The 19,012-nt window shown below is 72.5% G+C and carries 16 protein-coding genes; 5 read left to right on the top strand and 11 right to left on the bottom strand.

Annotated features, from left to right (window positions below; translation table 11 throughout):
- Positions 1–44: 44 nt before the first annotated feature.
- The 8 genes from ACIBSW_RS22170 to ACIBSW_RS22135 form a co-directional block, all read right to left on the bottom strand.
- Positions 45–1,001 (bottom strand): S41 family peptidase, encoded by a 957-nt coding sequence (locus ACIBSW_RS22170; RefSeq protein ID WP_354720902.1) that lies wholly within the window; start codon positions 999–1,001, stop codon positions 45–47.
- A 71-nt stretch (positions 1,002–1,072) separates the two neighbouring features.
- Entirely contained in the window at positions 1,073–3,136 is a 2,064-nt protein-coding gene (locus ACIBSW_RS22165; protein WP_354720900.1) for a PQQ-dependent sugar dehydrogenase, read from the bottom strand.
- Positions 3,137–3,138: 2 nt separating this feature from the next.
- A complete protein-coding gene (locus tag ACIBSW_RS22160) occupies positions 3,139–4,056 on the bottom strand; it encodes a LamG-like jellyroll fold domain-containing protein (RefSeq protein ID WP_354720898.1) in 918 nt (305 codons plus the stop codon).
- A 12-nt stretch (positions 4,057–4,068) separates the two neighbouring features.
- On the bottom strand, positions 4,069–4,818 hold the full coding sequence (locus ACIBSW_RS22155; protein WP_354720896.1) for an ABC transporter ATP-binding protein: 750 nt from the start codon (positions 4,816–4,818) through the stop codon (positions 4,069–4,071).
- Positions 4,808–5,536, bottom strand: a complete 729-nt coding sequence (locus tag ACIBSW_RS22150) for an ABC transporter ATP-binding protein (protein WP_354720894.1) — start codon at positions 5,534–5,536, stop codon at positions 4,808–4,810. The genes ACIBSW_RS22155 and ACIBSW_RS22150 overlap by 11 nt, the downstream gene beginning before the upstream one ends.
- Positions 5,533–6,570 (bottom strand): branched-chain amino acid ABC transporter permease, encoded by a 1,038-nt coding sequence (locus tag ACIBSW_RS22145; RefSeq protein WP_354720892.1) that lies wholly within the window; start codon positions 6,568–6,570, stop codon positions 5,533–5,535. Before ACIBSW_RS22145 ends, ACIBSW_RS22150 begins: the two co-directional genes overlap by 4 nt.
- Positions 6,554–7,441 carry a branched-chain amino acid ABC transporter permease gene (locus tag ACIBSW_RS22140; RefSeq protein WP_354720890.1) on the bottom strand — a complete coding sequence of 296 codons (888 nt, stop codon included), beginning with the start codon at positions 7,439–7,441 and terminating at the stop codon, positions 6,554–6,556. Before ACIBSW_RS22140 ends, ACIBSW_RS22145 begins: the two co-directional genes overlap by 17 nt.
- 7 nt (positions 7,442–7,448) lie before the next feature.
- Positions 7,449–8,672: an amino acid ABC transporter substrate-binding protein gene (locus ACIBSW_RS22135; RefSeq protein WP_354720889.1), complete on the bottom strand. Its 1,224-nt coding sequence runs from the start codon at positions 8,670–8,672 to the stop codon at positions 7,449–7,451.
- 150 nt (positions 8,673–8,822) lie between these two features.
- Between ACIBSW_RS22135 and ACIBSW_RS22130 the strand changes: the two genes are divergently transcribed.
- Positions 8,823–9,854 (top strand): LacI family DNA-binding transcriptional regulator, encoded by a 1,032-nt coding sequence (locus ACIBSW_RS22130; protein ID WP_354720887.1) that lies wholly within the window; start codon positions 8,823–8,825, stop codon positions 9,852–9,854.
- Positions 9,855–9,857: 3 nt separating this feature from the next.
- On the opposite strand, the gene ACIBSW_RS22125 is transcribed toward ACIBSW_RS22130, so the two are convergent.
- Genes ACIBSW_RS22125 through ACIBSW_RS22115 form a run of 3 tightly spaced genes read right to left on the bottom strand, consistent with a single transcriptional unit; the run spans position 9,858 to position 12,978 of the window.
- Positions 9,858–10,670, bottom strand: a complete 813-nt coding sequence (locus ACIBSW_RS22125) for a sugar phosphate isomerase/epimerase family protein (RefSeq protein WP_354720885.1) — start codon at positions 10,668–10,670, stop codon at positions 9,858–9,860.
- Positions 10,667–11,827, bottom strand: a complete 1,161-nt coding sequence (locus tag ACIBSW_RS22120; protein WP_354720883.1) for a dihydrodipicolinate synthase family protein — start codon at positions 11,825–11,827, stop codon at positions 10,667–10,669. The genes ACIBSW_RS22125 and ACIBSW_RS22120 overlap by 4 nt, the downstream gene beginning before the upstream one ends.
- Positions 11,824–12,978, bottom strand: a complete 1,155-nt coding sequence (locus ACIBSW_RS22115) for a Gfo/Idh/MocA family oxidoreductase (protein ID WP_354720881.1) — start codon at positions 12,976–12,978, stop codon at positions 11,824–11,826. The genes ACIBSW_RS22120 and ACIBSW_RS22115 overlap by 4 nt, the downstream gene beginning before the upstream one ends.
- A 101-nt stretch (positions 12,979–13,079) precedes the next feature.
- Here ACIBSW_RS22115 and ACIBSW_RS22110 point away from each other — a divergent pair, with 101 nt between their 5' ends.
- From ACIBSW_RS22110 to ACIBSW_RS22095, 4 genes are all read left to right on the top strand, one after another.
- Positions 13,080–14,108, top strand: a complete 1,029-nt coding sequence (locus ACIBSW_RS22110; protein ID WP_354720879.1) for a LacI family DNA-binding transcriptional regulator — start codon at positions 13,080–13,082, stop codon at positions 14,106–14,108.
- A 35-nt stretch (positions 14,109–14,143) separates the two neighbouring features.
- Positions 14,144–15,400, top strand: a complete 1,257-nt coding sequence (locus ACIBSW_RS22105) for a saccharopine dehydrogenase NADP-binding domain-containing protein (protein ID WP_354720877.1) — start codon at positions 14,144–14,146, stop codon at positions 15,398–15,400.
- 65 nt (positions 15,401–15,465) lie between these two features.
- On the top strand, positions 15,466–17,568 hold the full coding sequence (locus ACIBSW_RS22100; RefSeq protein WP_354720875.1) for a M1 family aminopeptidase: 2,103 nt from the start codon (positions 15,466–15,468) through the stop codon (positions 17,566–17,568).
- Between the two features lie 4 nt (positions 17,569–17,572).
- The gene (locus ACIBSW_RS22095; protein WP_354720873.1) at positions 17,573–18,598 is read left to right on the top strand and encodes a hypothetical protein; all 1,026 of its coding nucleotides are present in this window, start codon (positions 17,573–17,575) and stop codon (positions 18,596–18,598) included.
- Positions 18,599–19,012: the final 414 nt, after the last annotated feature.

Below are 19,012 nucleotides of genomic sequence, written 5' to 3'. Positions count from 1 at the left end.
CAGAAGGACGTCCCCGTCGAGGAGCGAGCGCAGCAAACTGCCGATCAGGCCGCGGCCGCACCCGCCGGGTCGTCCAGGGCCGCCCGCGCCTCGGCCTGTACCGATGCCGGCGCCGAGCTCGTGAGGACGTGCTCCAGCGCCATCCGGTAGGCCGTGGCGTAGGCCTCCTCGGCCGGCACCTCGATGTCCGGCACGACCCCGGTGCCCTCCCAGTTGCCGCCGGTCACCGGGTTGATCGACCGGGCGATCGGTACCGTGATCTCGAGGGTCGGCGTGATCGGGAAGAACTCGGTGGGGTGGGCGCCGCCGCGGGTGGTCTGCCCGATGAGCGTCGCCCGCCCGCACGCCTGGAGGTTGTAGCAGAACTCCTCGCCGGCGGAGAAGGTGACGTCGCTGGTCAGCACCCAGACCGGCCGGTCCAGGTACCGCTCGCCGGGCAGGTACGCCAGGCTCCAGAACTGCCGGGTCTCCCCGGATTCGCCCTGGTAGATGCCGTTGAGGAGGGTCTCGTCGTCGGGGAACAGGTAGCTGAGCCAGAACGTGACGCCGTTCGGCGAGCCGCCGCGGTTGCCGCGCAGGTCGATGATGAGCGCCTCGGTGTGCGACACCAGCTCCATCGCGGCGGCGATCGCCCGGCCGCCCGCGGCCGCCTCGGCGATCTGGCGCAGGTCGAGGTAGCCGATGTTGCCGTCGAGGCGCTCGACCCGGGCGATGCCGTAGTTGGCGTGCTTCACCTGGCGCAGGTAGGCCGCGACCTGTTCCTCCCGGGTCAGCGCGGCGTGCAGTTCGGCGTCGCGGACCCGGACCCGCAGGTGCTTGTCGGCGCAGACCTCGAACAGTTCCGCGGTGAGCCGTTCGGCGAGGCGGCGCTCGTCGAGGCCCGCGTACTCGCCGGCCTGCTTGCGGCGGCTGATCGCCGCGGCGGCGGCCTCGGCCTTCTCCGGGAAGATGTACTTGGCGCGGAGCAGGGCGAGGGCTTCATCGATGACGTCGAGCGACATGGCGAACAACCTAGCCGCTTTGGGCGTACGGCGCGGGCCCGGCGTTCGTGACGCCGGGCCCGCTGGTGCGGTCAGGCCGCCGGGGTGCCGGTGACCTTGAGGTCGCGGAGCCGGCCGATGTTGTCGAACGAGCCGAAGCCCACCCGGCCGGAGCCGAACGTGGTGTCGCGGGCGGTCATCAGCGGATCCTTGGCGCCGTCGACGTACACCGCGATCTCGCCGGTGGCCGGCAGGTGCTTGACCCTGACGTCGTGCCACCGGGTGTCTGTCACCGCCGGGTTGGCACCGCGGGAACGGCCGTTCCACTCGTAGTCGATGCGTTCCCGGTCGGCGTTGTTGACCTTGAAGATGCCGTTGTGCGGGTAGATGGTGTTGTCGCTGGAGAGGTGGGCGTAGTAGAACTCCGTGTCCGACCGGTAGCCGAAGACGATGATCACGTCACGGTTGGTGATCTCGACCGGCTCGTCGAGGCGGACGCTGCCCTTGATCTCCACCGACGAGAACGCCGGGCCGGCCGTCAGGACCGCGTACTCGAAGGGGCGGCGCGGCCCGGGCCGCTCGGTGCCCGCCTCCGCGAGGATCACCTGCCTGCCGGTGAACTGCCACTTGGACGGCGTGACCGGCGCCCAGTTGGTCGGGCGCATCGTGTCCTGGACCCTGGTCGTGCCGGCCGGCGCGCCCGCGAAGGTGCGGGTGCCGGTGACCTTCCAGATCTTCCCGTTGGCCTTGGCCAGGATGTAGAGCTCGCCCTGCGCGTCGGTGCCGAAGCGCAGGTCGACCCGGTTGGGATCGCCGGGCGCGCCGGGCCCCGACAGGTCCCGCATCCGCACGGGCACGCCGGCCGCGAACAGGTTCATCCGGTGGATGGTGGCAGGGGTGCGGCCGCGGCGCATCTCGTCGGTCTCGGTGTAGTGGATCCACCCGTTGACCAGGTCGCCGAAGATGTACTTGCCGCGCAGCGCCGGCAGTTCCCGGCCGCGGTAGACGAAGCCGCCCGCGACCGCGACGCCGACGTCCGAGGTGCAGTTCCAGCCGGGCTGCGGGTTGTGGTCGTACGCGGCGACCGGGTACTGGTAGCCGGCGTCGTCGGCCGGCAGCGGGAAGATCCGGTCGCAGGGCGTGGTGGGTGTCTTGTCGAACAGGAACGCGCCCTCGCGCTCGCTCCAGCCGAAGTTGTCGCCGGGGCGCACGTCGTAGATCGCCTCGATGGCGTGCTCTCCGATGTGGCCCAGGTAGAGCCGGCCGGTGCCGCGGTCCCAGCTGAACCGGTGCGGGTCGCGGAAGCCGTACGCGTAGATCTCGCCCAGGCTGCCGGCCTGCCCGACGAACGGGTTCGACGGCGGGATGCCGTACCTGCCGTTGGGTCCGTTGGTGCCGCGCGGGTCGATGCGCAGCAGCTTGCCGTGCGGCATCGCCAGGTTCTGCGGGTCGGTGTTGTTCACGCCCTGGCCGCCGTCGCCGACGGCGAGGTAGAGGTTGCCGTAGTCGGCGTCGCCGCGCCGCGCGGTCGGGTTGAAGTTGATCTCCTGGATGCCGTGGATCTGGCCGCCGAAGCCGATCCGCAGCACCTCGCGGTGGGTGCCCGCGAACGTGTCGGCGGCCGGGTCGGTGGCGGTCCACTCGTTGATGACGCCGTGGTAGAGCACGTTGGTCTGCCGGTAGTCCGGCACGTCGGCGGTGATGGCCGCCTCTTCGGTGTGGATGGTGTAGAAGAGGCCGTTGCGCTTGAAGTCCGGGTGGAACGTGACGTATCCGAAGCCCTGGCCCAGGCCCCGGCCGGAGAAGAACTCCGGCTGGAAGGTCGCGGCGACGTCGAGGTAGACGTGCGGCACGCCGTCCTCGACGAAGTACAGGTTGCCGTTCAGGTCGGGCACCGCGCGGCGGCCGGAGCCGTCGGGCACCTCCATGATGGTGTTGATCCGGGCGATCCGGTTGAGCCGCTGGTCGACCAGCGGCGGGTCGGTGAACGACTGCGGGAAGCTCGCGTACTCGGTGAGCTCCAGGCCGATCCGCGAGGTCACCGGCTCGGTCGGTACCGGGTCGTAGACGGCGCCGTCCGCGGCCCGGGCCGGCGACGGCAGCGCGACCAATGTGGACAGTAGTAACAGAACGACGGGCAGGAACCTGCGAAACATGATTACCCCCGGGTCATGAAGCGGTACTGGTTCGCTACTTCGCGCGCCGACAGCGAGCGGTCGAGGAGCATGAGCGCGTCCATCCGGCAGTCGCACGGGTTGCGGTCCGGCGAGCCCTGCCAGGGGAAGCTGCCGCCGATCTTGATCCCGCGCGGATCGGTGGCCGTGGTGACGTGCGGGCCCGGGCCGTTGATCAGCCACGGGTCGTCGTTGCGGGTGTAGAAGCCCGGCACCGCCCTGCCGTTGCGGTACAGCGCCATCGTGCCGGTGGTGTAGTCGAACGTCGCGGCCAGGTGCACCCACTCGTCCTTGGGCAGCAGGACCTTCCAGTCCTCGTCGGCCGCGAACGTCTGCGAGAGGCCGCCGTCGATCCGCCGGCCCAGCGCGACCAGGCGCAGCGTGCCGTTGACGTCGATGAGTTCGAGCAGCGCCCGGACGGCGTGCCCGTCGGAGTCGCCGGTCAGCACGCCGGTGAGCCCGATCGCGTTGAAACCCGCGGCCGGCGCGTCCATCGAGCGCTTGTACCAGCCCATCACGGTGATGCCCTCGACCGCGTTGAACGCGCGCAGCGTGCGTACGCCGCTGGCCGACCAGGCGCCGGCCTTCCAGTCGTCGTTCGTGGCCGCGGCCACCGGCCGGGTCTGCAGCACCTGCCGGCCGCCGGGATACGCGCGGTCCCGCACGCGCATCCCGGCGCCCCCGTTGACCAGCTCGATCTCGGTGCCGGAGCGGCCTCGGTCCGCCTCGAGTGCCGGGTCGCCCGGCATCGGGTGGTCGAAGTCGTAGAAGGCGACCACGTCGGGTCGCAGGGATGGATGGATGTCGTGCGGGCCGGTGCCGCCTGCCTGAGCCGGTGCGGTGGCGGCGCCGGTCGCGAGGACCGCGGCGACGGCGATTAACGCACGGCCGTGTCTGGTCATCGTTGACCCCTCTCAGCGTTTCGGTGCGACGGGTGGCTCGGCGGGGCGTCCGCCGAGGTAGAGCTCGCCGAGCTGAGGATCGGCCAGCAGCTCGGCCGCCGGCCCGGAGACGTGCACGCGCCCGAGGTCGAGCACGCAGCCGATGTCGGCGGTCTGCAGCGCCCGCCGGGCGTTCTGCTCCACGAGCAGCACCGCCGTCCCGGCGTCGCGCATCCTGGCCACCTGCTCGAAGATGGTGCTGGTCGCCTTCGGGTCCAGGCCCATCGACGGCTCGTCGAGGAGCACCACCTTCGGGTCGACCATCAGCGAGCGGGCGAACTCGACCTGCTTCTGCTGTCCGCCGGAGAGCAGCCCGGCCAGCGAGCCCCAGCGCTGGTCGACGACCGGGAAGAGATCTTTGACGAACGCCGCGCGCTCGGCGACCCGGGCCTTGTCCTTGATGGTGTAGCCGCCGAGCAGCACGTTCTCGGCGACGGTCATCTCGCGGAAGACGCTGTGGCCCTGCAGCACCAGCGCGACCCCGGCGGCCAGCATCTTCTGCGGGCCGGCGCCGGTCAGGTCGGCGCCGCCGACCAGGACGCGGCCGGAGCTGGGCCGCAGCAGCCCGGCGGCGACCTTGAGCACGGTGGACTTGCCGGCGCCGTTCGGCCCGACCAGGCAGACGACGGACCCGGCGGGCACCGCGACGCTGAAGCCGCGCAGCACCGGCGCCGCGCGCCCGTAGCCGGCCTGTACGTCGGCGAGCTCGATCTCAGACGCCAAGGTATGCCCCCAACACGCGCTCGTCGGTGCGGATCAGCGACGGCGGTCCCTCGGCGATCGGGCGGCCCCGGTCGAAGACCACGATGTGGTCGCTGATGGCCATCACCAGGTCCATGTTGTGCTCGACGATGACGAACGTGCGGCCCTCGGCGTTGAGCTCGCGGACCAGGGTGCCGATCCGGTCGAGCAGCGCCGGGTTGACGCCGCCGGCCGGCTCGTCGAGCAGCACCGTGTCCGGCTCGCCCATCAGCACGCCGGCCAGTTCGAGCAGCTTCTGCTGGCCCCAGGACAGGTTCCGGGCCTCGATGTCGGCGAGGTGCTCGATGCCGAGCCGGGTGAGCCAGCCGCGGGCCCGGTCGACCTCGTCGCGGCGCCGCGCGGCGCGCAGCCCGCCGGCCGGGCCGCCCGGCCGCACCGCGGCCAGCACGTTGTCCAGCGCCGACATGCGCGGGAAGATCCGGCAGAGCTGGAAGGTACGCCCGACGCCGGCCCGGGCGATCGCGTGCGGCGCCTTGCGGGTGATGTCCTGGCCGGCGTACGTGATCCGCCCGCTGTCGGCCCGGATCATCCCGGTGACGCAGTTGAAGAACGTGGTCTTGCCGGATCCGTTCGGCCCGATGAGCGCGTTGACCTGCCCCGGCCGGAAGCTCACGGTGGCGCCGTCGAGCGCCACCACTCCCCCGAACGCCTTGCGCACATCCCGGGCCTCCAAGCTCATTGCCGCGCCTCCTCCCGCTCGCGTTCCTCGCGCAGTTCGGCGGCGGTCACCTCGCGGATCGAGCTCTGCTCCGCGCGGCGCAGCCGCCGCCAGAGGCCGCCGAGCGCGGGCAGGATGCCGTCGGGCATGAACATCACGACCACGCCCAGCAGCACGCCGGTCCACACCAGGTGCAGCGGCGTGTTGCCGAACCGGCCCTTGAAGTACTCGAGCGCGACGCCGACGATCAGCGCGCCGGTGAACGGGCCGAACAGGTTGCGCACGCCGCCGAGCAGCGCCATCAGCACCAGGTAGGAGCCAGTGAGGATGGAGAACTGGAAGACCGGGTCGAGGTCGCCGAACCACAGCGCGTAGAGCCCGCCCGCCAGCGCGGTGAAACCCGCCGAGACCACAAAGACGATCAACTTGTACGCCAGAGTCGGCGTGCCGATCGCCTCGGCCTTGTCCTCGTCCTCGCGGATCGCCTTGAGGCCCAGCCCGAAGCGGGACCGGTCGATGAGCCACCAGGCCAGCAGGGCCAGCGCCAGCAGGGCCGCGAAGAGGTAGTAGAAGACCCGGTGGTGCTCGGGGCGCAGCAGGCCCGGGAACGGCCGCGGCACCACCAGGCCGCGCGAGCCGCCGGTGACCGCCGCCCAGCTCTGGAACACCAGCAGCAGGATCAGCACCAGCGCGATGGAGACGATGACGAACGACGCGCCGCGTACCCGCAGCGCGGCCAGGCCGATGGGCACGGCGAGGGCGGCGACCAGCAGCGTCGCGACCGCCAGGGCCACGAAGCTGGGCAGCCCGGCCCGGGTGATCAGCAGCGCGGTGCCGTAGCCGCCGAGCCCGGCGAGGGCGCCGTGGCCGAGCGAGATGTAGCCGGTGAAGCCGCCGACGAAGTTCCACGACGTCGACAGCACGGCGAAGTTCAGCACCACGATGCCGGCCGACAGGATGTAGGGGTTCGGCGCGAGGCTCGGGAACGACAGCACCGCCGCGGCGAGGGCGGCCAGCCCCAGCCCGGTCAGGACCCGCCTAGAAGCGCTGGGCAAGACGGCCTCCGAAGAATCCCTGTGGCCGGAACGCCAGCGTCGCGAAGAGCGCCAGGTAGAAGATCGTCTGCGCCCAGGTGGTGCCCATCGGGATCTGCAGCAGGCTCTGCATGAGCCCGAGCAGGACCGCGGCGGCCGCGGCGCCGGGCACGCTGCCGAGCCCGCCGACCACGATGATGGCCATCAGCGGGCCGATCCAGTGCCAGTGCAGCGAGGGGTAGATGGTGGTGTCCAGGGACAGGGCCGTCCCGCCGACCGCGGCGGTGGCCAGCCCGAGCCCGAAGCCGTACCCGGCGACCTTGCCGGTGTCGATGCCGACCAGCCGGGCCGCGTCGCCGTGCTGGATCGTGGCCCGCAGCGCCCACCCGAACGTCGTCTTCTTCATCAGCAGGTAGAGCCCGCCCAGCGCGACGACGGCGAGGCCGAACGCGATCAGCTTGACCACCGCGATGCGGGCGCCGAACAGCCCGATGCTCGCCGAGCCGTAGCTGAGCTGGATGCGCCGCTGCGTGCCGGTGAACGCGTAGCCGAGCAGCCCCTCGATGATCAGCGCGACGGCGAAGGTGAGCAGCACCGACATCATGGTCAGGGTGATCGGGCGCAGCCGCGAGAGCAGCAGCCGCTGCAGCAGCACGCCCGCGCCGAAGAAGAGCGGGACCGTGACGATCATCGAGAGCAGCGGGTCGGTGCCGAGCCGCTCGTGCGACCACCACGCCAGGTACGCGGCGAGGATGAGGAACGCCGAGTGGGCGATCATCACCACCCGCATGATGCCGAAGTAGAGGGTCAGCCCCGCCGCCAGGAGGGCGTAGAGCCCTCCCAGCAGCAGGCCGAGGATGACGCTCTGGAACACGAGGCCGGCCGACGGCATCGGCGACTCACCAGGCCGGCTTCGGGTACAGCAGATCGGCCTCCTTGACCGGTGCCGGCAGCACGATCTTGATGGACCCGCCCAGCCACTGCTGGATCATGTGCGCGCCCTGCGGCTTGCCGGCGGCGTCCCAGGTGAGCGGGCCGACCACGGTCTCGACCTTGTTGGCGTGCACCCAGTCGACCAGCTTCTTCTGGCAGTCGCCCTGCTCGGCGCAGCCCGCGGCGGTCACCGCGGCCGCGACGACCTGGCCGGTCGTGTACGCGTTCGCCTGGTCCTCCTCGGGCTCCTTGCCGAACTGCGCCTTGAACTTCTCGACGAACTCCTTGTTGCTCTCGTACGGCGCGCCGGGGGTGTACCCGGTCGGCGAGAGGACGCCCTCGGTCTTGTCGCCGATGGCCTTGGCGAACTCGGGGTTGGTCGGCGCGCCGGAGAACGCGGCGAGCTTGGGCTGGTAGGAGAGCTGCTGCAGGGCGACGATCAGGTTCACGCCGTCCTGGTACTGCGAGCCGCCCACCAGCATGTCCGCCTTCGACGCCGCGATCTTGGCGGCGATGCTGCCGAAGTCGGTGGTGTTCGGCGGATAGACCTCGTCGACGACGGTCTTGAACCCGGCCGCCTCCAGCTTCGCCTTGAGCCCGTACGCGGTGCCCTGCGCGAACGGGTCGTCCATCGCGGCGTAGGCGACGGTCTTCGGCCGCTGGTCCGCCGGCATCGCGATCAGGTACTCGGCCAGGTGGTTGTAGTGGTCGTTGGCGACCGCGGGCGCCGCGTAGAACAGGTTCTTGAAGCCCTGCTCGAAGACCTCCTTGGCGGCGCCGGCCGGCTCGACGAAGAGCATGCCGTACTCCTCGGCCACCCGGGCCGACGGGACGACCAGGCGGGTGGAGAACGGGCCGACCACCAGGTCGACCTTGTCGCTGCCGATCAACTGCTCGTAGTCGGCGACGACCCGGTCCGCGTTGGACTGGTCGTCGAGGATCTTGAGCTCGATCTGGCGGCCGAGCAGGCCGCCCTTGTCATTGGTGATCTTCGCCCACGCCTCGTAGCCCTCCTGGACGCCCTTGCCGGGCTCGGAGAAGTCCCCGGTGAGCGGCAGCGAGATGCCGACCACGATCGGATCATCGGTGGACTCCGCGCCGTCGCCGTCGTCGCTGCACGCGCCGAGGGCGAGGACCGTGGTCGCGGCGAGGGCCGTGGCCCAGCGTGTACGCCTGAGTGATGAACGCATCCTCGGAAGCTCCTTTGCCCGGGACGTAAGCGCTTGCGAAAGCGCTTACGTAGCCTAGGCTGAGTCTCGCGTCACTGGCAATAGCTGCAGTGACACGAGCCTGACGGTCAGTGACCCGACCCAGGTCCGAGTTCCGTGGAGAGTGGACGGATGCCCAAACCCGGCCCGAGGCTGCGCCTCATCGACGTCGCCGAGCGTGCCGGTGTCTCACTGGCGACGGCCTCCCGCGCTCTCGCGGGCCGCGACGGCGTGAGCGAGGAGGTCGCCAACCGGATCCGGGACATCTCGCGCGAGCTCGGCTACGTCGCCAACCCGTACGCGCGTACCCTCGCCGGCGGCGCCAGCTCCACCGTCGGCCTGGTCGTGCACCAGGTCGACGACCCGTACTTCTCCGAGATCGCGGGCGGGGTCATCCAGGTCGCCGACGAGCAGAGCCTGCTGGTGCAGATCTGCCACTCCGGCCGCGACCCCGACTACGAGCTGCGCCAGATCCGGCACCTGATCGCCCAGCGGGTCGGCATCATCATCATCGCCGGCTCCGGCTACAGCGACCTGCGCATCGAGGCGGAGGCCAAGGCGGAGCTGTCGGCCTTCCAGGGTCTCGGCGGCCGGGTCGCGGTCATCGGGCGGCACGCGCTCGGCGTCGACGCGGTCCTGCCCGACAACGAGGCCGGCGGCCACGCGCTCGGCGACCACCTGGTCGGCCTCGGGCACCGCCGGATCGCGGTGGCGGCCGGCACGCCCGGCCTGACCACCGTCGCCGACCGGCTGGCGGGCGTCGCGGCCGGCCTGCGCGCGCACGGCCTGTCCCTGGACGACCTGCCGGTGGTGCACACCGACTTCACCCGCGACGGCGGCCGCGCCGCCACCGAGCAGATCCTCGCCGACCACCCGGACACCACGGCGATCGTCGCGCTCAACGACGCCATGGCGATGGGCGTGCTGTCGGCGCTGCGCGCCCGCGGCGTCGCCGTGCCGGGCCGGATGTCGGTGGTCGGCTTCGACGACGTCTCGGTGGCGGCGGACCTGGCGCCGAGCCTGACCACGGTCCGCCTGCCGATGACCGACATGGGCCGGATGGCGCTGCAGCTGGCGCTCAAGCCCCGCTCGGCCCGGCCCCGCCGGCGCGCCACCGGCCACCGCCTGATCGTCCGCGACTCGACCGGGCCGGCGCCGCGCTAGCGATCAGCCCGGGCCGGCGACGTGATCGCGGTAGCCGGCCAGGGCCTCGTCGAGGACCTCGCCGCCCGGGCGGGACCACACGTCCTCGGCGAAGACCTCCACCTCGATCGGGCCCGCGTAGCCGGCCGCGTCCACCGCCTCGCGGAAGCGGCGCAGCTCGACGCAGCCCGTGCCCGGCAGGCCGCGGCCCAGCAGCACGCCGGCCGGCAGCGGGGTCAGCCAGTCGGCGACCTGGAAGCAGGCGATCCGCTGCTCCCGGCCGGCCCGGGCGATCTGCTCCCACACTGTGTCGTCCCACCACAGGTGGTAGGTGTCGATCGCCACCCCGACCGCCCGGTGCGGGTACGGCGCCGCCAGGTCGAGGGCCTGCTTCAGGGTGGCCACGACGCAGCGGTCCGAGCTGAACATCGGGTGCAGCGGCTCGATCGCCAGGCGCACCCCGGCCTCCAGCGCGTACGGCACCAGCGTGCCGATCGCCGTGCCGACGTGCGCGCGGGCCGCGTCGATGTCCCGGCTGCCCGCCGGCAGGCCGCCGGAGACCAGCACCAGCGTTCCCGCGCCGAGCGCCGCGGCCTCGTCGATGGCCCGCCGGTTCTCGTCCCACCAGGACGGCTCCTGGAAGAAGCCGCCGCGGCAGAGCGAGGTCACCGCCAGCCCGGCGTCGCGGACGAGCGCCGCCGAGCGCTGCACGCCGTACTCCTGGACGTTCTCGCGCCACAGGCCGACGCCGGTGACGCCGGCCCGCACGCAGCCCGCCACCAGGTCGGGCATCGGCCAGTTCCGGGTGGTGGCCTGGTTGAGGGAGAACCGCTTCACGGCTGCGCCACCCCCACCGTCGTCAGCCAGGCCCGGGCCCGGTGCGCGGCGAGGTCCGCGTCCGGCAGCAGCCCCGCGTGGTCGGCCAGCCGGATCAGCTCGGCCAGGTGGTACGGCGAGCGGCCGCTCTGCACGCCGCCGACCATGGTGAAGTGGTCCTGGTGGCCGGCCAGCCAGGACAGGAACACGATCCCCGTCTTGTAGTACCAGGTCGGCGTCTCGAACAGGTGCCGGGAGAGGGTCACCGTCGGCGCCAGGATGCGGTCGTACCCGCCGAGGTCGCCGGCGTCCAGGGCGCGCAGCGCCGCGGCCGCGGCGGGCGCGATCGCGGCGAAGACGCCCAGCAGCGCCTCGGAGTGTCCCCGCTCGTCGCCGCGGATCAGGATCGGATAGTTGAAGTCGTCGCCGGTGTAGAGGCGGACGCCGGCCGGCAGCCGGCGGCGCAGCGCCACCTCGAAGTCCTCGTCCAGCAGGGACAGCTTGATCCCGTCGACCCGGCCGGGATGCGCGGCGACCAGCGCGGCCACCGTGTCGGCGGCCCGCCACCGCGAGCCGGAGCCCCAGTAGCCGGCGAGCCGGGGGTCGAAGGCCTGCCCCAGCCAGTGCAGCAGGACCGGCTCGTCGGAGTCGGCGATGAGCCGGCCGTAGACGTCGAGGTAGTCCTGTTCGCCCTCGGCCGCGGCGGCCAGATGGCGGCTGCACATCAGCACCGGGCGGGCGCCGGCCTCCTGCACGTCGGCCAGCTGCTCGCCGTACGCCTTGCGGATCTCGTCGAGGGTCGCCGGTCCGGGCGGCAGCTGGTCGGTGGCGACCCCGGCGACGATCGCGCCACCGACCGCGGCGGCCTCCCGGGCCGAGCGGCGGATCAGCTCGCGGGCCGCCGGGTAGTCCAGGCCCATGCCGCGCTGCGCGGTGTCCATCGCCTCGGCGACGCCGAAGCCGTGCGACCACAGGTGGCGCCGGAATGCCAGGGTGGCGTCCCAGTCCAGCACCGGTGGCGCGCCGGGGACGTTGCCGGCGGCGGGGTCGGCGACGACGTGCGCGGCGGCGTAGGCGATCCGGCCGGTGAACGGCGCGCCCGGCGCGGCCCACTGGGCGCCCGCGCCGGACAGGGTCAGCGGGCCGTCCGGCAGCGTGACGGTCCGGCCGTCGATCATCGTTCCAGCTCCGGCACCTCGACGCGGCGGCCCTCGCGGGCCGACCGCAGGCCCAGCTCGGCCAGCTGCACCCCGCGCGCGCCCGCCCACAGGTCCCAGGTGTACGGCGCGTCGTCGGCGACGTGGCGCAGGAACATCTCCCACTGCGCCTTGAAGCCGTTGTCGAACTCCTCGTTGTCCGGCACCTCCTGCCACTGGTCGCGGAAGCGCTCGGTCACCGGCAGGTCCGGGTTCCACACCGGCTTCGGCGTGGTCGCCCGGTGCTGCACGCGGCAGCGGCGCAGGCCGGCCACCGCGCTGCCCTGCACGCCGTCCACCTGGAACTCCACCAGCTCGTCGCGGTTCACCCGGACCGCCCACGAGGAGTTGATCTGGGCGACGACGCCGCCCTCGAGCTCGAAGATCCCGTACGCCGAGTCGTCGGCGGTCGCCTCGTACTCCTCGCCCTGTTCGTCCCAGCGCCGCGGCACGTGCGTGGCGACGTGCGCGGTGACCGCGCGGACCGGCGCGAACAGCTGCTCCAGCAGGTAGTGCCAGTGCGGGAACATGTCGACCACGATGCCGCCGCCGTCCGCCGCCCGGTAGTTCCAGCTCGGACGCTGCGCGGGCTGCCAGTCGCCCTCGAAGACCCAGTAGCCGAACTCACCGCGTACCGAAAGGATCCGGCCGAAGAAACCGCCGTCGATCAGGCGCTGCAGCTTGCGCAGGCCCGGCAGGAAGAGCTTGTCCTGCACCACTCCGTGCCGGACGCCGGCGGCGTCCGCGGCGCGGGCCAGGTCGATCGCGCCGAGCAGCGTCGTCGCGAGGGGCTTCTCGGTGTAGATGTGCTTGCCCGCCGCGATCGCCAGCCCGATCGCCTTCTCGCGCTCGCCGGTCACCTGTGCGTCGAAGTAGATCTGCACGTCGGGCCGGGCCAGGGCGGCGCCGAGGTCGGTGGTGAAGTCGGTGAGGCCGTGTCGCCGCGCGACGTCGCGCAGCTTCGCCTCGCTGCGGCCGACCAGGACCGGCTCGGGCCAGAGCAGCGAGCCGTCGCGCAGGGGCAGGCCGCCGGCCTCGCGGATGGCGAGCAGGGAGCGGACCAGGTGCTGGCGATAGCCCATCCTCCCGGTGACTCCGTTCATGACGATCCCGATCGGGACGCGAGCGGACATGGGCCGACCCCCTCAGGTAAGCGCTTTCCTGGCAGGCTACCGGCGCGCGGACGCCTCAGGCAAGCGCTTGCCGGTCGGCGTTCATGGGCTAGTCTGCAGCGGTGGCGACTCTCGCGGACGTCGCGCGGCGGGCGGGGGTCTCGACCGCGACCGTCTCCCGCATCATCAACAACAGCCCCAAGCCGGTGGCCGAGGCGCTCCGCGAGCGTGTCCTCGCGGCCGTCGCCGAACTCCAGTTCGTGCCGAACGCCAACGCGCAGCAGCTCGCCCGGGCCGACCGCAGCGCCGTCGGCGTGATCGTGCACGACGTCTCCGACCCGTACTTCGCCGAGATCACCCGGGGCCTGCAGCGGGTCGCGACCGACCACGGCCGGCTGGTCATCATCTGCAACAGCTACCGCGACCCCGAGCGCGAGCTGGCCTACGTCGACCTGCTGCACGCGCACCAGACCGCCGCGATCGTGCTGGCCGGCTCCGGCTACCACGACGCGCCGATCACCGCCCGGCTCGACGCCAAGCTGCGCATCTACGAGAGCACCGGCGGGCGGGTCGCGGTGATCGGCCGGCACGAGCACGCCGGCGACGCGGTCGTGCCGGAGAACGAGCCCGGCGGCTACCTGGCCGGCGACGCGCTCTACCGCCTCGGCCACACCGCCATCGGCGTGATCGCCGGGCCGCGGCACCTGACCACCACCACCGACCGGCTGGCCGGGCTGCGCCGCGCCGCGAAGGAGCACGGCCACCGGCTGACGGCGCGCCAGATCGCGTACGCGGACTTCGACCGCAACGGCGGCGGGGCCGCGGCGGCCGCGCTGCTGGCGGCGAACCCGGGCCTGACCGCGCTGGCCGCGCTCAACGACTCGATGGCCATCGGCGCGCTGGCCTGCCTGCGCGAGCGGGGCATCGACGTGCCGGGCGAGATGAGCCTGATCGGCTTCGACGACATGCCGATCTCCGTCGACGTGACGCCGCCGCTGAGCACCGTGCGGCTGCCGCTCGAGGAGATCGGCGTACGGGCGATGTCGATGGCGCTGCGCGAGGGCGAGCGCGACGGGCCGCTGGTGGAGCACGCGACCGCGCGGCTGGTGCTGCGGGGCAGCACCGCCGCGCCCCGCGACCGCCCCGGGTAGGGGGTGTGATGCGGGGTGACGGAGAATCGGCGACCATGAGCGATCAAGCCTCCCCCCGGGCCCGCGACCTCGACATCGTCCTGTACGGCGCGACCGGCTTCGTCGGCGTGCTGGTCGCCGCGCATCTGGCGGCGCACGCGCCGGCCGGCACCCGGATCGCCCTGGCCGGCCGCTCGGCCGAACGCCTCGAGGCCCTGCGCACCCGCCTGGGCGTGGACTGGCCGACCCTGGTCGCCGACGCCGCCGACGCCCCGGCGCTGGAGCAGCTGGCCGCCGCCGCGCACGTGGTCATCACGACCGTCGGCCCGTACGCCAAGTACGGGCGCGTCCTCGCGCACGCCTGCGCGGCCGCCGGCACCGACTACGTCGACCTGACCGGCGAGGTGCTCTTCGCCCGGGCCAGCATCGACGAGAACCACGAGCTGGCGAGCACGACCGGCGCCCGGATCGTGCACTCCTGCGGCTTCGACTCGATTCCCTCGGATATCGGGGTGCATGTCCTGCATGCCCTGGTCGCGGCCGACGGCGCGGGCGAGCTCACCGACACCACCCTCGTGGTCACCAGCATGCGCGGCGGGGTCAGCGGCGGCACCATCGACTCGCTGCGCCACCAGCTGGACGTCGTCAAGAAGGACAGGTACTCGCGCCGGCTCGCCGCGAGCCCCTACTCGCTGAGCCCGGCGCCCGCGCGGGAGCCGGACCTCGGCCCGCAGCGCGACACCGAGACGCCCCGGGCCGAGGCGGTCGACCCCTCGCTGCGCGGCAGCCTCGCGCCGTTCGTGATGGCGCCCTACAACACCCGGGTGGTGCGGCGCAGCAACGCGCTGCGCGGATTCGCGTACGGCCGGGCGTTCCGCTACCGCGAGGCGATGAGCACCGGCACGTCCGCGCTGTCGCCGGTGCTGGCCGCGCTGACCAAGGTGGGCCTCGGCGCCCTCGCGGTCGGCCTGTCGCTGCCGCCGACCCGGTTCGTGCTGGACCGGATCCTGCCCAAGCCGGGCGAGGGCCCGAACGAGAAGGCGCGCCGCGCCGGGCACTTCACCGTCGACGTGTTCACCAGGACCACCACCGGCGCCCGGTACAAGGCACGGGTCCGGGCCAAGGGCGACCCCGGCTACGCCGCGACCGCGGTCATGCTCGGCGAGTCGGCGCTGGCCCTGGTCCTCGACCGGGCGGCGCTGCCCGACTCGCCGGGCGGCGTGCTCACCCCGGCCACCGGCATCGGCGACGCCCTGGTCGAGCGGCTGCGCGCCGCGGGCCTGGAGATCACCGCGGGAGCCATCGACGGTTGAGGCTGGCCTGGGAGTGCGCGCACACGGTAGCGTGCCGGTGACTGCACCGCCCGTGTGGAGGCCGCATGATGCGCAGAGCCGCCCTAGTTCTCGCCGTCACTGCCACTCTCATTCTGACCGCCGTCGCCCCGGCCGGTGCGTATCCCACCCTGTTCCGGCCCGGGTCGCCGGGCATCGGTGACCCGTACTTCCCGCTCGCCGGCAACGGCGGCTACGACGTGCGGCACTACGGGCTGGACATCACCTACGCGCCGGCCACCGACGCCCTGGCCGGCGTCGCGACGATCAGCGCACAGGCGACGCAGGACCTGTCCAGCTTCAACCTGGACTTCGACGGGCTGACCCTGCGCTCGCTGACCGTCGACGGACTGCCCGCGGCCTGGAGCCGGGCCGACGGCGAGCTGACCGTGACGCCGCGCCGCGGCCTGCGCCGGGGCCAGCCGTTCACGGTGGTGGCCGGCTACGACGGCGTGCCGCAGGTCATCCAGGACCCGAACCTCGGCGCCTCCGGCGTCTTCGCCACCGACGACGGCATGGTCATCGTCGGGCAGCCGGAGGTCGCCTCGACCTGGTTCCCGGTCAACGACCACCCGCTCGACAAGGCGTCCTACACGATCCGGATCACCGCGCCGCAGGGCCTCGAGTCGGTCTCCAACGGCGTGCCGACCGGCCGCACCACCCGGCGCGGCTGGACCACGACGACCTGGGAGGCCCGCGAGCCGATGGCCTCCTACCTGGCCACCGCCACCGTCGGCGAATACCGGGTCAAGACCTACCGGGCGGGCGGGATCAGGTACCTCGACGCGCTCGACCCCAAGCTGTTCACGCCGGCCGCCGTGCCGCGCACCGGCAGCCGGATGGCGCTGACCCAGGACGGCCAGCCGTCGTACAAGCGGCTGACCCGGACCATCGCCGTGCCCGCCGGCGGCGCCGGCCTGAGCTTCCACGTCACCCGCGACACCGAGGACGGCTGGGACTTCTTCTTCGTCGAGGCCCGCACCGCCGGCGCGCAGGACTGGACCACCCTGCCGGACGCGAACGGGCACAGCACCGCCGACACCGGCGCCGCCTGCCTGTACGCGCCCGACCTGCACCCGTTCCTGCTGCACTACCTGACGCCCGGCGCCGACACCTGCGCGCCGACCGGCAGCAGCGGCCGGTGGTGGGCCGCGACCGGCCGCAGCGACGGCTACGAGCCGTGGACGATCGACCTCTCCGGCTACGCGGGCCGCACGGTCGAGGTCTCGCTCAGCGCGGTCAACGACCAGTCGGTCACGTTCGCGGGCGCCTTCGTCGACGACGTGGTCGTCTCCACCGGCGAGGGCAGCACGTCCTTCGAGGACGACGGCAGCACCCTGGACGGCTGGGCCCCCGGCGGGCCACCGGCCGGCAGCCCGGCCAACCCGAGCAACTGGATCTCCGGCACGGTCGCGGACGGGCCGCCGACGCTGGGCGACACGGCCGCCGGGTCGCTCGCACGCGAGCCCGAGATCCTCGGCTTCCTCGCCGGCGTCTTCGGGCCGTACCCCTTCTCCGCCTCCGGCGGCATCGTGGACAGCACCACGGCGTTCGGCTTCGCCCTGGAGAACCAGACCCGCCCGGTGTACGCGCAGGACTTCTTCGGCACCCCGCAGGACGGCGACGCCGTGGTGGTGCACGAGCTCGCACACCAGTGGTACGGCGACAGCCTGGCCCTGGCACGCTGGCAGGACATCTGGCTCAACGAGGGCTTCGCGACGTACGCGGAGTGGATGTGGAGCGAGCGCGAGGGCCTCGGCACGGCGCAGCAGGTCTTCGACTTCCTCTACGGCACGTTCGCCGACGACCCCACGTTCTGGGCGCTGCCGATCGGCGACCCCGGCCCGCAGCACCTGTTCGACACCCCGGTGTACGTCCGTGGCGCCATGACCCTGCACATGCTGCGCCAGACGGTCGGCGACCCCGCGTTCTTCCGGATCCTGCGGACCTGGGCCACGGTGCACCGCGGCGGCGACGTCACCACCGGCGAGTTCGTCGACCTGGCCGAGCGGATCTCCGGACGGTCGCTGGACAAGCTCTTCGCGACCTGGCTGCACAGCCCGATCCGCCCGCCGGTGGCGATGTCGCCGGTGACCGCGGCCAAGGTCGCCGGGCCGACCCCGGTCGTCAAGCGCTGGCTGCGGCGCTGAACGGATGTCCAGTCCGGTCTTCGACGTCGTCATCGCCGTCGTGCTCACACTCTGGCTGACCTCGCTCGTGGCCTCGGCCATCGTGGAATGGGTCGGCAACCTCACCCGCAAGCGCGCCAAATACCTGCTACGCGGCCTGCGCAACATGCTCGACGCCACCGGCGACGAGTCGGCGGCCGCCAAGCCCGGCCCGCTCGCCGGCGCCGAGGCCGAGAAGAAGATGTACGACAAGGCGCTGACGCCCACCGACGGCACGGTCGGCGACGGCGGGCTGACCGCGCTGTGCTTCGACCACCCGGTGCTGCGCGCGATGATGCAACCCCGGCCGACCGAGGCGGGCGAGCGGACCCGGGTGCCGCCGTACGTGCCGGCCGACATGTTCTCCCGGGCGCTGCTCGACACCCTGGTGCCCCGCGACGGCGCGCCGCTGACCCTCGAGCGGGTGCGCGCGGCCGTCGCCGGGCTGAACCCCGCGATGCCGGCCCGGCAGGCGCTGCTCGGGATCGCCGACCAGAGCGCGGCGACCCTCGACGACTTCCGCGCCGGCGTGGAGCACTGGTACGACGCGCAGATGGACCGGGTGTCCGGCTGGTACAAGCGCTGGGCGAAGCGCTGGCTGCTGGTCGTCGCCGCCCTGCTCTGCCTGGCCGCCAACATCGACGCGTACGCGATCGCGGGCACCCTCTACCGCGACCCGGCGCTGCGGGCGGCGGTGGTGGGCCAGGTGCAGCAGGGCTCGGCCTGCGCCGACGTGCCGGCCGCCGAGCGGGCCTCCTGCGTACGGGAACTGGTCGGCGCCATCGACGGCACCGGTCGGGTCATCTGGTGGCCGGAGGGCTGCCCGGCCACCCCGTCGGCGTGCGTGGCGCAGCCGGGCGAGACGCCCGGCGCCGACGACTGGCTGATCAAGCTGCTCGGCCTCGCGCTCACCGCCGCCGCGGCCGCGGTCGGCGCGCCGTTCTGGTTCGACCTGCTCAACCGCCTCGTCAACCTGCGCGCCACCGGCCCACCCCCGAAACCGAAGCCCTGACCCTCACGTGCGGAACGGCCCGCGCACACAGAAGGCGATCCCGTCCGTCAGCAGGTCCGACCGGCCCTGCCACGACGAGGATCAGAGCCGGCCGCCCCTCGGCCTGAACGCGATCCCGGACAGCGATCATCTCTCCACACCATTTGAAAGAAAGGGGTCTGCGTGCATGCGGCATTCATCCCCACTCATTCCGCTTTCTTTCGGTAGCCGCGTCTTGCCTATGCGAGGGGTTCTGCACGTACGGTTACATGAGTGAAAGGCGCTTCATGCCTCGGCTCACCCGGCCGAGATGGGGCGGCCGACACGAAACGGCACCCGTCTTGCACACGGATGCCGTTTCCAGTTCCTACCGAGAAGCCGCTCAGACCCCCAGGAGGTACCTCCATGACCGTAACAAGACCACCGAAGCCACAC

Origin of the sequence: Actinoplanes sp. NPDC049668 (genome assembly GCF_044465445.1) — a bacterium.
In the GTDB taxonomy this organism is placed as follows: Bacteria; Actinomycetota; Actinomycetes; order Mycobacteriales; family Micromonosporaceae; genus Actinoplanes.
This window is presented reverse-complemented; position numbering and strand designations above follow the sequence as displayed.